General features: G+C 67.6%; 13 protein-coding genes. 9 read left to right on the plus strand and 4 right to left on the minus strand.

Translation table 11 applies throughout. The annotated features are described in order from the left end of the window. Window positions 1-7: 7 nt before the first annotated feature. Window positions 8-787 (plus strand): polyphosphate--glucose phosphotransferase, encoded by a 780-nt coding sequence (gene ppgK / locus CVA01_RS07260; protein WP_014010098.1) that lies wholly within the window; start codon window positions 8-10, stop codon window positions 785-787. A 180-nt stretch (window positions 788-967) separates the two neighbouring features. Beyond that, window positions 968-2,566: an RNA polymerase sigma factor gene (locus CVA01_RS07265; RefSeq protein ID WP_141329683.1), complete on the plus strand. Its 1,599-nt coding sequence runs from the start codon at window positions 968-970 to the stop codon at window positions 2,564-2,566. Between the two features lie 66 nt (window positions 2,567-2,632). On the opposite strand, the gene CVA01_RS07270 is transcribed toward CVA01_RS07265, so the two are convergent. From CVA01_RS07270 to CVA01_RS07280, 3 genes are read right to left on the minus strand one after another with little or no spacing between them, the layout of a single operon-like run. After that, on the minus strand, window positions 2,633-2,974 hold the full coding sequence (locus CVA01_RS07270) for a hypothetical protein (RefSeq protein WP_014010100.1): 342 nt from the start codon (window positions 2,972-2,974) through the stop codon (window positions 2,633-2,635). A 28-nt stretch (window positions 2,975-3,002) separates the two neighbouring features. Beyond that, window positions 3,003-4,742, minus strand: coding sequence for a DEAD/DEAH box helicase (locus CVA01_RS07275; RefSeq protein ID WP_141329789.1), 1,740 nt, complete (start codon window positions 4,740-4,742; stop codon window positions 3,003-3,005). Window positions 4,743-4,759: 17 nt separating this feature from the next. Beyond that, window positions 4,760-5,014 carry a DUF3039 domain-containing protein gene (locus CVA01_RS07280; protein ID WP_014010102.1) on the minus strand — a complete coding sequence of 85 codons (255 nt, stop codon included), beginning with the start codon at window positions 5,012-5,014 and terminating at the stop codon, window positions 4,760-4,762. 133 nt (window positions 5,015-5,147) lie between these two features. Between CVA01_RS07280 and CVA01_RS15445 the strand changes: the two genes are divergently transcribed. The 6 genes from CVA01_RS15445 to galE all read left to right on the plus strand — a co-directional run bounded on the left by CVA01_RS15445 (window position 5,148) and on the right by galE (window position 10,997). Beyond that, complete coding sequence (locus CVA01_RS15445; protein ID WP_280528065.1) at window positions 5,148-5,642, plus strand: DUF3099 domain-containing protein; 495 nt, start codon at window positions 5,148-5,150, stop codon at window positions 5,640-5,642. Next, window positions 5,639-7,288, plus strand: a complete 1,650-nt coding sequence (locus tag CVA01_RS07290) for a DUF7782 domain-containing protein (protein ID WP_244938193.1) — start codon at window positions 5,639-5,641, stop codon at window positions 7,286-7,288. Before CVA01_RS15445 ends, CVA01_RS07290 begins: the two co-directional genes overlap by 4 nt. Further along, on the plus strand, window positions 7,285-7,758 hold the full coding sequence (gene dtd / locus CVA01_RS07295; protein ID WP_041630036.1) for a D-aminoacyl-tRNA deacylase: 474 nt from the start codon (window positions 7,285-7,287) through the stop codon (window positions 7,756-7,758). Before CVA01_RS07290 ends, dtd begins: the two co-directional genes overlap by 4 nt. A gap of 250 nt (window positions 7,759-8,008) precedes the next feature. Beyond that, a complete protein-coding gene (locus CVA01_RS07300) occupies window positions 8,009-9,202 on the plus strand; it encodes a sigma-70 family RNA polymerase sigma factor (RefSeq protein WP_014010106.1) in 1,194 nt (397 codons plus the stop codon). 103 nt (window positions 9,203-9,305) lie between these two features. Continuing rightward, on the plus strand, window positions 9,306-9,992 hold the full coding sequence (locus CVA01_RS07305; RefSeq protein WP_014010107.1) for an iron-dependent transcriptional repressor DtxR: 687 nt from the start codon (window positions 9,306-9,308) through the stop codon (window positions 9,990-9,992). Between the two features lie 6 nt (window positions 9,993-9,998). Next, window positions 9,999-10,997 carry a UDP-glucose 4-epimerase GalE gene (galE, locus tag CVA01_RS07310; RefSeq protein WP_141329687.1) on the plus strand — a complete coding sequence of 333 codons (999 nt, stop codon included), beginning with the start codon at window positions 9,999-10,001 and terminating at the stop codon, window positions 10,995-10,997. On the opposite strand, the gene CVA01_RS07315 is transcribed toward galE, so the two are convergent. Beyond that, a complete protein-coding gene (locus tag CVA01_RS07315; RefSeq protein ID WP_141329689.1) occupies window positions 10,954-12,282 on the minus strand; it encodes a DUF4192 family protein in 1,329 nt (442 codons plus the stop codon). The two genes, galE and CVA01_RS07315, sit on opposite strands and share 44 nt — an antisense overlap. Before the next feature lie 144 nt (window positions 12,283-12,426). On the opposite strand from CVA01_RS07315, the gene CVA01_RS07320 reads away from it, so the two are divergent. Next, window positions 12,427-13,431 carry a PAC2 family protein gene (locus CVA01_RS07320; RefSeq protein ID WP_141329691.1) on the plus strand — a complete coding sequence of 335 codons (1,005 nt, stop codon included), beginning with the start codon at window positions 12,427-12,429 and terminating at the stop codon, window positions 13,429-13,431. The last annotated feature ends 4 nt before the right edge of the window (window positions 13,432-13,435 follow it).

Below are 13,435 nucleotides of genomic sequence, written 5' to 3' on the forward strand. Positions count from 1 at the left end.
GCAGACCATGACGACAGAGACGGCAGGCACAACCGGTTTCGGCATCGACATCGGCGGCAGCGGCATCAAGGGGGCCCGCGTCGACATGGACTCCGGTGAGTTCATCGGAGAGCGCATCAAGATCCTCACTCCCAGGCCCGCCACTCCGGAGGCCGTCGCCGACGTCGTCGCCGAGCTTCTCGAGCAGGCGGAGTGGGACGGACCGGTCGGCATCACCGTCCCCGCCGTGGTCCAGAACCAGACGGCACTGACCGCCGCGAATATCGACCACTCCTGGATCGGCACCGACTGCGCCGAGCTGTTCTCCCGACACCTCGCGGTCGACGGCAAACCCCGAGAGGTGGCCGTCCTCAACGACGCGGACGCCGCCGGACTCGCCGAGGCCCGCTACGGCGACCCGCGTGCCCGTGAAGGCGCCGTACTGCTGCTGACCTTCGGCACCGGCATCGGTTCGGCGCTGCTGGTCAACGGCACCCTTTACCCGAACACCGAGCTCGGTCACCTCATCTTCCCGGCCATGGACGCCGAGAAATGGGCGTCGTCCGCGGTCAAGGAGCGTGAGGAACTCAGCTACCGCGAATGGGCCCGCCGGGTCGACCGTGTCCTGGAGGAGTACCGGAGGATCCTCAACCCGCAGCGCATCATCGTCGGCGGCGGCGTCTCCCGGAAATTCGAGAAATGGGGGCCGCACCTGGCCGTCGACGCCGAGATCTTCCCTGCCGTACTGCGCAACCGGGCCGGCATCGTCGGTGCTGCCGGTGCGGTACGCGACGGTATCCGTCCCTGATCCACCCTGCATCACCGCCCCCGTAGCGGTCCCCCCCGTTGCGTTTTCCCGCTCTGGGTTATAATAGGGGGTCGATTGCGGTTACATCAGCACTCCGCATCGCGCGACGGTATCTGCCCGGCGCCGCTGAAGTGCAACCACGTCATTTTTCTGTCCCCGTCCCCGTAAGAAAGGTCTTCCGTGGCGGTCAACACCTCCCCCACCCCCGGCTCCGACAGCGGTTCCTCACCGGTACGCAAGGTAGCCAAGAAGACGGCAGCCCGGAAGACTGCCCGGACCAGTGCCCGGAAGGCCGCCACCCCGGCCGTCAACGAGGCACCGACGTCGACGGACGCCGGCACAGAAGCCTCCACCGCAGCCGAACCGGCGCGCAAGACCACCGCGAAGAAGACCACCGCGAAGAAGGCCACGGCCAAGAAGACGGCGGCAAAGAAGACCACCGCCCGGAAGGCCGCCACGAAGAAGTCCGCTTCAGGGGCCGTGGAGGCCGAGCAGACCCGTCGGGGTGCGAAGAAGAAGGACGCGGAAGGTTCCGGTGACGTCGATGACGACGACATCGACGATCCCGATCATCCCGGTGACTTTGACGACGTCGAGGAAGACTTCGACGACATCGACGACAACGAAGACCTCGCGGCCGACGATGACCTGGACCCCGACGATGACGACGATGACGACGCGGGTACTCCCGCCGTCGCTGTCGCCGCGGACGCGGACGACGAACACACCGACGACGCCGATGAAGATGCGCCCACCACCGGTGCAGCCGCAGTGAAGGCAGCCACCGACGGCAGCTTCGTCTGGGACGAGGACGAATCCGCCGCCCTCCGTCAGGCACGCAAGGACGCCGAGCTCACCGCGTCGGCGGACTCGGTCCGCGCCTACCTCAAGCAGATCGGCAAGGTGGCGCTGCTCAACGCCGAGCAGGAGGTGTCCCTGGCCAAGCGAATCGAGGCCGGCCTGTACGCCACCTACAAGATGGAACAGATCAAGGAGTCCGGTGAGAAGGTCTCACCGATCCAGAAGCGCGACCTCCGCGAGATCGACCGGGACGGGCGCAAGGCGAAGAATCACCTGCTCGAGGCGAACCTGCGTCTGGTGGTCTCCCTGGCCAAGCGGTACACGGGCCGTGGTATGGCCTTCCTGGACCTGATCCAGGAGGGAAACCTGGGCCTGATCCGCGCAGTCGAGAAGTTCGACTACACTAAGGGCTACAAGTTCTCCACCTACGCCACCTGGTGGATCCGCCAGGCCATCACCCGCGCGATGGCCGACCAGGCCCGCACCATCCGCATCCCGGTGCACATGGTCGAGGTCATCAACAAGCTCGGCCGTATACAGCGCGAGCTGCTCCAGGACCTGGGCCGCGAGCCCACCCCGGAAGAGCTCGCCAAGGAGATGGACATCACCGAGGACAAGGTCCTCGAGATCCAGCAGTACGCCCGTGAGCCGATCTCCCTGGACCAGACCATCGGTGACGAGGGTGACAGCCAGCTCGGTGACTTCATCGAGGACTCCGAGGCCGTCATCGCGGTCGACGCGGTGAGCTTCACCCTCCTCCAGGACCAGCTGCAGGATGTCCTGCACACCCTCTCCGAGCGTGAGGCGGGTGTGGTCAAGCTGCGGTTCGGTCTGACCGACGGTATGCCCCGTACCCTCGACGAGATCGGACAGGTCTACGGGGTGACGCGTGAGCGTATCCGCCAGATCGAGTCGAAGACCATGTCGAAGCTGCGCCACCCGTCGCGCTCCCAGGTGCTGCGCGACTACCTGGACTAGAGTTCCCCGGTCAGACAGACGACCCCCGGCCATGGTGGCCGGGGGTCGTCGTCTGTGCTGTGGGGGTCAGTTGCCGTCGCGCAGGCAGTCGTCGGCCTGGTCGACGGTGGTGGCGCCGCAGTCCTTGATCTTGTCGTCGGCGGCGCTGGTCACCAGGCTCGCGGCAGCGAGGGCGAGTACCGCGATGACCACGGCGATTCCTGGATAGGTCCAGCTGATCTCCGGCACCCGGACGGCGCGGACCAGGGCGACGAGCCCCACGATGAGCACCACCACGGCGATGATGATCCCGAGCACGGGCATGAGTGCCGCGGGAAGAGCCATCACACCGAGCAGCAACGCTGCCAGCCCCAGCCGACTCTGTCGCTGCGGGGGCCGGGACGGGTTCTTCGGACGCTGCTGTGCCATGGTGTCCAGCGTAGCCGACGACCCTGCCTCACCAGTCCCGGAGGTAGGCGATCCGGTCCTGCAGCTGCTGCGCCGAGCACAGGGCGGTGGGCGGGCCGCCGCAGTTGCGCCGGACGTCGTTGTGGATGGCTCCGTGGGGCCGTCCGGTCCGTGCCGATTTCGCGGCGACGAGGGTGTTGAGTTTCTTGCGCAGGGCGGGCAGTTCCTCACTGGCCACCCGCTCGCGGTGGTTGCCGGCACCGTCGGTGCCGGAGAGGCCCTCGCCCCGGCGTCGCGCCTCACGTTCCTGTTCCTTGCGGGCGACCTCCTCGCGGGCCCGGGCGTCGAGCTGCTCGGACTGACGCGCGCGTAGCAGGGTCTTCATCTGGTCTGCGTCGAGCAGTCCGGGAAGCCCCAGGTAGTCCTGTTCCTCCTCGGACCCGGCCATCGTCGCCGTGCCGTAGGTCGAGCCGTCGAAAATGAGACTGTCGAGCTCGGCTTCGGCACCGATGGACTCGTAGCTCTTCTGCTCGTCCGGTTCGGTCTCCTCCCGGTTCGCCTGGACCAGCAGCTCATCGTCCCATCCCTCGTTCGGGCGGTCCGGCTGGCCCAGCACGTGGTTGCGCTGCCGTTCCATGTTGGACGCCAGGTCCAGGAGCACCGGCACGCTGGGCAGGAAGACACTGGCGGACTCACCCCTGCGCCGGGACCGGACGAAACGTCCCACGGCCTGGGCGAAGAACAGTGGAGTCGAGGCGGAGGTCGCATAGACACCGACGGCCAGGCGGGGCACGTCCACCCCTTCGGACACCATGCGCACGGCGACCATCCAGAGATCGGTGCTGTCCGAGAAGTGCCGGATCCGGTCGCTCGACCCTGCCTCGTCGGAGAGCACGACGGTCACCGTGGTGCCGCTGATACGTTCCAGGATCTTCGCGTAGGCACGTGCGGTGGTCGTGTCGGTGGCGATGACCAGCCCGCCGGCGTCCGGAATGGACTGCCGCAGCTGGAGCAGACGGGTGTGCGCTCCGGCGAGGACCGCGGGGATCCACTCCCCCTTCGGGTCCAGGGCTGTCTTCCACGCCCGGGCGGTCTGTTCGGCATTGAGCGGCTCGCCGAGACGTGCCTCGTATTCCTCGCCCGCCGAATCCCGCCACCGGGTGTTGCCGGAGTAGGACATGAAGACCACGGGACGCACCACACCGTCAGACAGTGCCTCGGAGTATCCGTAGGTGTAGTCGGCCTGGGAGACCAGGGCCCCGTCAATCTCCTTGTAGAGGATGAACGGGATCGGTGAGTCATCGGACCGGAACGGGGTACCGGTCAGCGCCAGGCGTCGTTCCGCCTGGTCGTAGGCGAATCGGACACCCTCTCCCCAGCTCTTGGCATCGCCGGCATGGTGGATCTCGTCGAGGATGACCAGCGTCTTGCGTGCTGTGGCGACCTGGTAGTGCTTGGTCGGCTTCATGCCGACCTGGGCGTAGGTCACCACCACGCCGTTGTGGGAGGGGTTGACGGCCGAGGAGTTCGTGAATTCGGCGTCCAGTGAGATGCCGAGACGTGCCGCCGACGCCGCCCACTGGCTCTTGAGGTGCTCGGTGGGCACGACGATGACGATGCGTTCGACGACGCGCTGGTCCAGCAGGACACGCGCCACGGTGAGTGCAAAGGTCGTCTTACCTGCACCGGGGGTCGCCACCGCGAGGTAGTCGCGCGGCGAGGTCTCGAGGTATTTCTTCAGTGCCTCCTGCTGCCAGAGACGGAGCCCGGCGGGCAGGACAGCCGACATGCCGGAAGGGGCGGAGGTCACTTCTTCCGGAGCCCCTGGTAGATCTGCTCGCAGTCGGGGCAGACCGGGGAGCCCGGCTTGGCCTGCTTGGTCACCGGAAATGTCTCACCGCACAGGGCCACGACCATGCGGCCGTTGACTGCGGAGTCCACGATCTGGTTCTTCTTGACGTAGTGGAAGAACTTCGGGGTGTCGTCGGAGGTCTGGTCGTCCGTCCGGACGTCGGGGCGCTCAATCGTTGATGTTCCGGGAGTAGTCACGGGGTCAATCATGCCCCTGCCGCCCGCTCATTTCCACCCGTTCGCCCCACCTGCCCGTCGAACTGCGGAAGGCGGCACCGGTGAGTGACGGTCATCCTGCTGTCCCGTGTGAAGTCGACGGGGTGCAGGGACTACGGTGGGCCCCATGGCAGACGAGGAACAGGACGCGACGCGCCGGCAGAACCCGCGTGCAGGACGCAGACTGTTCGGGCGCCGCCGCGGTTCCGGCGAGACGGTCCTCATCACCTCGGCGAAGAAGTCGCGTCTGACCGACTGGCGTCACCGGCGCCACGTCTACGCCGCCCTCCAGCTCTCCCGGATCCCACTGTTCATCATCGCGGTGATGATCTACGGCTGGCTGCACAATCCCGCACTCGCGGCCTTCGTGGCGGTGATCTCGCTACCGCTGCCGTGGGTGGCGGTCCTGCTGGCCAATGACCCGGGCGAGGCACAGGAGAAGGGCGTGCCGAAGGTGTACAAGCCCGCCCTGGTCCGTGAACAACGCGCCCGGGAAATGCAGGCGCTGGCGGCCCGGTCGTCACGCGCCGCACTCGGCAGTGCCCCGGATTCACCGCAGACCGGTACCCACCGTGACACCCCCGAGATCATCAACGCCGACGAGGAGAACCCCCACCGATGACCACGCAGGACGCCACCGATGCCCCGCGCACCGCAGATCCCCGCCCTGATGCCCTCGGTGACCTCGTCACCGCACTGACCGCCCTGAACTACGGCCGCGACACCGTCACCGGCGTCCTCGGCACGGTGGGATGGCGCGAGGCACTGCAGGGCAACCCGGGTGCCGCCCTGCGCCGGCTCACCCCCGCCGACCGTGACAGCCGTGACAGCCGTGACAGCCGTGACAGTAGGGACAGTAGGGACAGTAGGGACACGGTGATGACCGGCTGCTTCTTCCTGCGGGACGCCACCTCCCGGACTGACCTGTGTGCGCTGTTGGGTGAGGATCTCGTCGACCGCCTCCGCGATGCGGGTGTACTCCTCCCCGGTTCCGGGGACAGCCTGGTCAGCACCGTCGACATCCGTCCGGTCGATGACCCGCACCACGGCACCGACGGGCTGCTCATCGTCTCCGACCCGGACGCGTCCCTCGACGTCCGTGTCCCGGGCCCTGACCATGTCCCCGGTGTCGGACAGGCCCCACTGACCCTGCTCAACCAGGTGCCCGCAGGACGCCCCGGCCGACTGCTCGACCTGGGCACCGGGTCCGGAGTCCTGGCTCTCTCGCTGGATGCCGACGAGGTCGTCGCCACCGACATCCACGGCCGTGCCCTGGACTTCGCCCGGGCCTCCGAACGGAGCGTCCTACGGACCTCCGGGGAGCGTCGTCCGGTCGACTGGCGTGAGGGCAACTGGTTCGGGCCGGTAGACGGCGAATACTTCGACCGGATCGTCTCGAACCCGCCGTTCGTCGTCGGTGTCGGGGAGGTCGGTCACGTCTACCGGGACTCCGGCCTCGAGCTCGACGGTGCGAGCCGGCTCGTCGCCGCCGGAGCTGCCGGGCACCTCTCCCCCGGTGGCACCGCCCACCTGCTCGGTGCCTGGGCGACCGGTTTCACCGAGTCTCCGGCGTCCCGCGTCGCGTCCTGGCTCCCGGAGACCGGGATCCGCGCCTGGGTGGTCCAGCGCGATGAGGTGGACCCCGAGACCTATGTCCGGACCTGGCTGACCGACGAGTCCGTGGATATCCGCACCACTGAGGGCCGCGACCGGACCCGCCGCTGGCTCGACATGTTCGCCGACCACGGCGTCACCCGGATCGGGATGGGTTACCTGCACATGCAACGGATCGACGGCCCGTCGGAAGTGACCTTCGAGGAGATCACCACTCCGGACCTCGGCTTCTTCGGCGACGAGGTCGCCGAGTGGTTCCTGCGTAACGGGTGGCTGTCCGACCGGGACGCCGGGGACATCCTGGACACCTCCTTCGCAGTACGACCGACGGTGGCGAGGGAATCTGTGGAGCTGCCGGACCCGACCGGGATCGGTTTCCGCGGCACCGTGCTGCGCCTGACCCGGACCGACGGACCCCGGTTCAGCCACGAGATCGACACCCCGCTGTCAGCGGTCGTCGCCGGACTAAACCCGAACGGGCTGAGCCTGCGGGACACCGCGGGGCTCTACTGCGCGGTCAACGACCTCGACGACGAGGCGTTCACCAGTGCCCTGGTGCCGCTGGTGGTCGATCTGGTGCGCCACGGCCTGCTGCTGCCTGCAGACCTCCTCGACGGCGACTCCGTGGCCGGCTACGGAGAGGGTCTGCGGTGAAGGCTGTCGTCAGTACCGTGTCTTCGGCACAGGTCACCGTGGCAGGTGACGTCGTCGGCGCCGTCGACGGGAACCGGGACGGTGCCGGCCGCGGGGCACTGCTCGCGCTCGTGGGCGTCGGACGTGAAGATGCACCGGACGCCTGGCGCACGGTGGCACGCAAGATCGCCGACCTCCGGATCCTGCCTGCCCCGGGTGAGCCGTGGGACGGGGTCCGTGGCTCCGGAGCCGCGGACAACGGCGCCGAGATCCTCGTCGTCAGTCAGTTCACGCTGATGGGGGCGACGGCGAAGGGACGGCGGCCGTCGTGGTCCGCCGCAGCTCCCGGGCAGGACGCGGAAAAGGTCATCGACCTGCTGGTGGACGATCTCCGCGGCCGGGGACTGACCGTCGCCACGGGCCGTTTCGGCGCGATGATGGAGGTCTCTTCCGTCAACCAGGGTCCGTTCACCGTCATCGTCGAGACCTGAGTTCGGTGACCGCACCGTCTGGACCCCCGACCGGGGGTAAGCTTCCCCTGTCGAAATAAATCAGTTCGCGATAGGCTTTCCCAAATCAATCATCGCTGGATATGGACGGACCACAGCAATCCGCGGGTCATCGCCGACAGCACCCGAACAACCGCAGAAGCGTCGCCGAAACCACCCCCGGGAACAATTCCCGGGATCCACCCGTTGGATCAGTGAGTGCTTCGGACAACAAACCCGGGAGGTCACCCGCATGAGCAACAGCAACACCAGCAGGACCGCTACCACGGTCGACTCGGACACCCTGGACGTCACATCAGTGGACGGCACCGACGCGGTCGAGACCCTCAACGAGGTCGATGAACTCGACGAGGGTGCCGCGGTCGATGCGCAGGAGACCACCGACGCCGGTGACACGGGTGACAATGCTGACGGCGACAACGCTGACGACTCCACAGATTCCGACGACTCCGACGGGGGCACCGCCGCCGAGGACCGCCCCAAGGACAAGGGACGCCGCCGAGGCAACAACGAGAACCCGTCGGCGGACCTGGTGCGTGTGTACCTCAACGGGATCGGCAAGACCGCGCTGCTCACCGCCGCCGACGAGGTGGAGCTTTCCCAGCGCATCGAGGCCGGCCTCTACGCGGAGCACCTGCTGGAGACCGGTGAGAAGCTGACCCGTGCCCGTAAGCGTGACCTGAAGATCCTCGCCCGTGAGGGCCGCGCCGCCCGTACCCACCTGCTCGAGGCGAACCTCCGCCTGGTGGTCTCACTGGCCAAGCGCTACACCGGTCGCGGAATGCCGCTGCTCGATCTCATCCAGGAGGGCAACCTCGGCCTGATCCGTGCGATGGAGAAATTCGACTACGCCAAGGGCTTCAAGTTCTCCACCTACGCCACCTGGTGGATCCGGCAGGCCATCACCCGGGGCATGGCGGACCAGTCACGCACCATCAGGCTGCCTGTCCATCTCGTCGAGCAGGTCAACAAGCTCTCCCGTATCAAGCGTGAGATGTACCAGCACCTCGGCCGTGAGGCCACGAACGAAGAGCTCGCCGAGGAATCCGGCATCGACGAGTCGAAGATCGAGACGCTGCTCAAGCAGTCCCGCGACCCGGTGAGCCTCGACATGCCGGTCGGCTCCGACGAGGAGGCGCCGCTGGGCGACTTCATCGAGGACTCGGACTCCACCGATGCTGAGGCCGCTGTCGTGGCATCACTGCGTCACTCCGATGTCCGTGCTGTCCTCGACACCCTGGAGGAGCGGGAGCAGGACGTCATCAAGCTGCGGTACGGCCTCGATGACGGCATGCCTCGCACCCTCGACCAGATCGGCCGGAGCTTCGGCCTGTCGCGCGAGCGGGTCCGTCAGATCGAGCGGGAGGTCATGGCGAAGCTGCGTGAGGGAGAACGTGCCGAGAAGCTGCGTGAATACGCCGTCTGACGGGTGCGCAGGACCGGTCCTCCCCGCGCGGCACCGAAACGTGTAGTTTATAAGTCATTGGCACGTTTAGTCAGAACGACTATCAGAGAAAGGCCGTTGTCGAGTGAAGGATCTCGTCGATACCACAGAGATGTACCTCCGGACGATCTTCGAACTGGAGGAGGAAGGCATCCCGCCGCTGCGCGCGCGCATCGCAGAGCGGCTCGAGCAGTCCGGTCCGACCGTCAGTCAGACCGTGGCCCGTATGGAGCGTGACGGTCTGCTCTGGATCGCCGATGACCGCTCCCTCAAGCTCACCGAGGAGGGTCGCTCGCACGCCACCGCGGTGATGCGTAAGCACCGCCTGGCCGAGCGCCTGTTGGTCGATGTCATCGGTCTCCCCTGGGAATCCGTCCATGACGAGGCCTGCCGCTGGGAGCACGTCATGGGTGATGAGGTGGAGAAGCGTCTGCTCGCGGTCCTCAGCGAGCATGACACCTCCCCGTTCGGCAACCCGGTGCCCGGGCTGGACAAGCTGGGGTCGGAGTCCGTCCCCAACCCGGCCGATTCCCACCGCGCTTCCGATCTCGACCTGAGCACCCCGACGAGGGTGCGCATCGTCAGCTTCAACGAGATCGTCCAGGTCGAGCACAAGGTCATCACCCGTCTCGGTCAGTACGACATCCGCCCCGGTTCGGTCGTCACCGCCCAGGACACCCCCGACGGTCTGTCGCTGACCACGGACGCCGGCACCGTCACCGTCCCCGACGAACTGGGACACGCCATCCGCGTCATCGTCGAGGAGGCCTGACCGTACATGTCGCTGAGCAAGGGAGCACATGTCCTCGTCACCGGCGGTGCAGGGTACGTCGGCAGTGTCTGTGCCACCGTCCTGGTGGAGCAGGGCTACCGGGTGACCGTCATCGACGACCTGTCCACCGGTAACCGGGAGGCCGTCCCCTCCGACGCGACCTTCGTCGAGGGAGATGTCCTGGACGCCGCTCCCGGTGTCCTCGCCGACGACTGCGCGGCGGTCTTCCACTTCGCGGCCAAGTCACTGGTGGGCGAGTCCGTGGTCTCCCCCGCCAAGTACTGGTCCGGCAATGTGGTCACCAGTCTGCGGCTCCTCGATCTCATGCGTGCCGCGGGCGTCGACAACCTCGTCTTCTCCTCGACGGCCGCCTGCTACGGCGAGCCGGAGACGGTGCCGATCACGGAGGATCTGCCGACCGCCCCGACGAACCCCTACGGGGCCTCGAAGCTGGCGATCGACAACATCATCACCTCCTATGCCGCGGCCTACGGTCTCGGCGCGACGAGCCTGCGTTACTTCAATGTGGCGGGTGCCTACGGCAGCGTCGGTGAGAACCGCGCCGTCGAGACCCATCTCATTCCCCTGGTGCTGCAGGTGGCGGCCGGTGCCCGTGACAAGATCATGATCTTCGGTGACGACTGGCCCACCGTCGACGGCACCTGCGTCCGCGACTACATCCACATCCGGGATCTCGCGGACGCACACCTGCTCGCCGCGTCCTCCAACGAGCCCGGTGTGCACCGGATCTTCAACCTGGGTTCCGGCGACGGGTTCAGTGTCCGTCAGGTCGTCGACACCTGTCGCGAGGTCACCGGTCACCCGATCCCCGCCGAGGTCGCGCCGCGACGTGGTGGAGACCCCGCGACCCTCATCGCCTCCTCGGACCGTGCGGTGGCCGATCTCGGCTGGACACCGACCCGCTCCGACCTGACCACGATCGTCAGCGACGCGTGGGCCTTCACCTCCGGGCTCGGCGACCGAGCTCATTTCGCACGACACTGACGCTGTCGCGGTCCACGACCCGACCCAGCAATTCCCCGACACCCTCGTCCCCCGCCCGGACGAGGGTGTCGTCTATGTCGCGGACTCCCCCGTCGATCATCCTGGCGATCACTCCCGCCGGACGGCCCTGCTCCGCGGTCGCCACCAGTTCGCGGGCCAGCTGGAGCGTCCCCCCGGTCACCTGTCCCGCCGGGACCCCCGGCGAGCCCGGCCTGTCCGACTCCACGAGGACGCGGTGGGCGGCCCGGTGGGCCAGGACTCCCCCGGAGCCACACCACGCGGCCATCGACAGCAGTACCAGGGCCCGGTAACGCAACGGCCCCCGGGCGATGCGGGCGGTCCCGGCAAGCAGATTCTGCACCGTCTTACCGAAAGGGCCGGTGGACAGGACCACGAGGACGCGGGCCAGAGGTTCCCGGCAGCAGACCCTGGTGATGAATCGCGCCGCGTCCTCATCCCCCAGCAGCGTCCGGAGGGTCGCGTCCTGGTCGTCCACGGTCGCCAGGTGGTCTATGAATCCGCAGAGTGCGACGATGTCCTGTGACGTCTCCCCCACATCCCCGTCTTCCCCTGCCACCCCGTAGTCCCCTGCCACCCCGTAGTCCCCTGCCACCCCATGGTCGCGACCCGTCCAACAGGCCGGGAGCAGTCCCCTGAGATGCTGCGGAACCGGTTCTTTGTCCAGCAGCCTGTCGAACGCCGCCTGGTCCGGGATCTCCCCCGGGTCCCGCCCGGCAGTGTGCCCCGCCGCCGGACTGGACGCGGGATCCGGAAGGGCTCCGATCGGCCAGTCCCGGTTCCCTGCCCCCTGCCCCGACCCGTCGAGTGGAATCTCCCACCAGGAAGCTCCTGCGCACAGGTCCGTCGCCAGGAACGCCGCAGCCGGCAGGTGGCCCGCCGACCGGAAGAGCCGCACGGCCGTGTCCACCAGAGGCCCTGCGTCGCCACCCACGACGAGGATGATCACCGACCTGTCCGTGCGGTGGCTGTTCGCCCGGATCAGGGCCTTCGCCGCTCCGGTCACCGCCCCCTCGACCAGGTCAGCCCGTACCACCGGCCCCACCTCCGACGACGTGGGGCGGATCCCCGAGGGAGTGGCCCGATCGTCGGCGGGCCGGCTGAGCCCCAGGAAGACCATGGAATTCTCCGGGCGGAAGCCCAGCATGGCGGGGACGGCGGCGATGAGTGCGGCGGTGTCTTCACCCAGATCGACGTTCGTGCGTCCCTGCGGAGCGCCGGAGGGAATAGGCGGGGAGGAGTTCCTGTTGTCAGATGTGTACGTCATGGGGTAATCATCCCCTACCGCGAAAGTTCCACCGTCCGCTCCGAGCGCATTTCCGCAGGAGCCTGTGGATAACTCGGGGGTTGTGGACAAAATTGGTACTCTTGGCGGACCGTCAGTCTGTCGGAGTGGAAGGAGCAGCGGACAATGTCCGAGAATGACCGCATGTACGAACTCGAGTACCCCGCTCCCGGTATCGGCGACGGGATCGGTGGAGTACCCCTGGTCATCGCGCTCCAGGGTTACGCTGACGCAGGTCAGGGCGTCCAACAGGCGTCGCAGCACCTGCTGCAGGCGCTGGAGCACAACCCTGTCGCCACCTTCGACGTCGACGCCCTCATCGACTACCGGTCACGCCGTCCCGGCGTGACCATCGACCGCAGCCGTCTGACCGGCAGTGAGGATCTGTCCCTGACCCTGCACCGGTTGGAGGACTCCGCCGGCCATCCTTTCCTGCTGTTGGAGGGCCCGGAGCCGGATCTGCGGTGGAATGCCTTCAGCCGTGCGGTCACGGAACTGTCGACGAGCCTCAGGGTGGACCGGTCGGTGGCGCTGTACGCGGCGCCGATGACCGTGCCGCACACCCGTCCGCTGGTGGTCTCCGCCCACGCCTCCGACCCAACCCTGGTCGCTGACCTGCAGCGGTGGGAGTCCAGGATGATCATCCCGGGGTCCGCGGCACTGCGGACCGAGCTCTCCCTGTCCAGCGCCGGGGTGGACACCGTCGGTCTGACCGCCCACGTCCCCCACTACATCGCCGCCTCGGATTACCCGGAGGCCGCCTACGGGCTGCTGCACGCCGTGGAGCAGGTCGGTGACCTGGAGCTTCCACTGCGCGCCCTGCAGACTGATATGGAGAAGGTCCGCAACCAGCTGGCCGAACAGGTCGAGGAGTCCGGGGAGATCGGCACAGTGGTCGCCGCCCTGGAACGGCAGTACGACGAGGAGATGGCGCGGATGCGCCGTCGCCGGGAGAACAGTCTGCTCGCCCCCGGTGAGAACGTGCCTTCCGGTGAGGAGCTCGGCGCGGAATTCGAGCGCTTCCTCGCCGGCATGTCCGGTGACAGTGACAGCGAGGGTTCCGACGGCGACGCCGGGACCGACCCCTCCACCGGTACCGGGGATCCCACGGACGGGGACAGGGACGCCTGACCGG

This window comes from Corynebacterium variabile, from assembly GCF_006539825.1.
In the GTDB taxonomy this organism is placed as follows: Bacteria; Actinomycetota; Actinomycetes; order Mycobacteriales; family Mycobacteriaceae; genus Corynebacterium; species Corynebacterium variabile.

Coding starts and splice junctions, on each gene's coding strand:
- ppgK (WP_014010098.1), top strand. CDS start 8: ATGACGACAGAGACGGCAGGCACAACCGGTTTCGGCATCGACATCGGC.
- CVA01_RS07270 (WP_014010100.1), bottom strand. CDS start 2,974: ATGGCACAGCAGCGTCCGAAGAACCCGTCCCGGCCCCCGCAGCGACAG.
- CVA01_RS07275 (WP_141329789.1), bottom strand. CDS start 4,742: ATGTCGGCTGTCCTGCCCGCCGGGCTCCGTCTCTGGCAGCAGGAGGCA.
- CVA01_RS07280 (WP_014010102.1), bottom strand. CDS start 5,014: ATGATTGACCCCGTGACTACTCCCGGAACATCAACGATTGAGCGCCCC.
- CVA01_RS15445 (WP_280528065.1), top strand. CDS start 5,148: ATGGCAGACGAGGAACAGGACGCGACGCGCCGGCAGAACCCGCGTGCA.
- CVA01_RS07290 (WP_244938193.1), top strand. CDS start 5,639: ATGACCACGCAGGACGCCACCGATGCCCCGCGCACCGCAGATCCCCGC.
- CVA01_RS07300 (WP_014010106.1), top strand. CDS start 8,009: ATGAGCAACAGCAACACCAGCAGGACCGCTACCACGGTCGACTCGGAC.
- galE (WP_141329687.1), top strand. CDS start 9,999: ATGTCGCTGAGCAAGGGAGCACATGTCCTCGTCACCGGCGGTGCAGGG.
- CVA01_RS07315 (WP_141329689.1), bottom strand. CDS start 12,282: ATGACGTACACATCTGACAACAGGAACTCCTCCCCGCCTATTCCCTCC.
- CVA01_RS07320 (WP_141329691.1), top strand. CDS start 12,427: ATGTCCGAGAATGACCGCATGTACGAACTCGAGTACCCCGCTCCCGGT.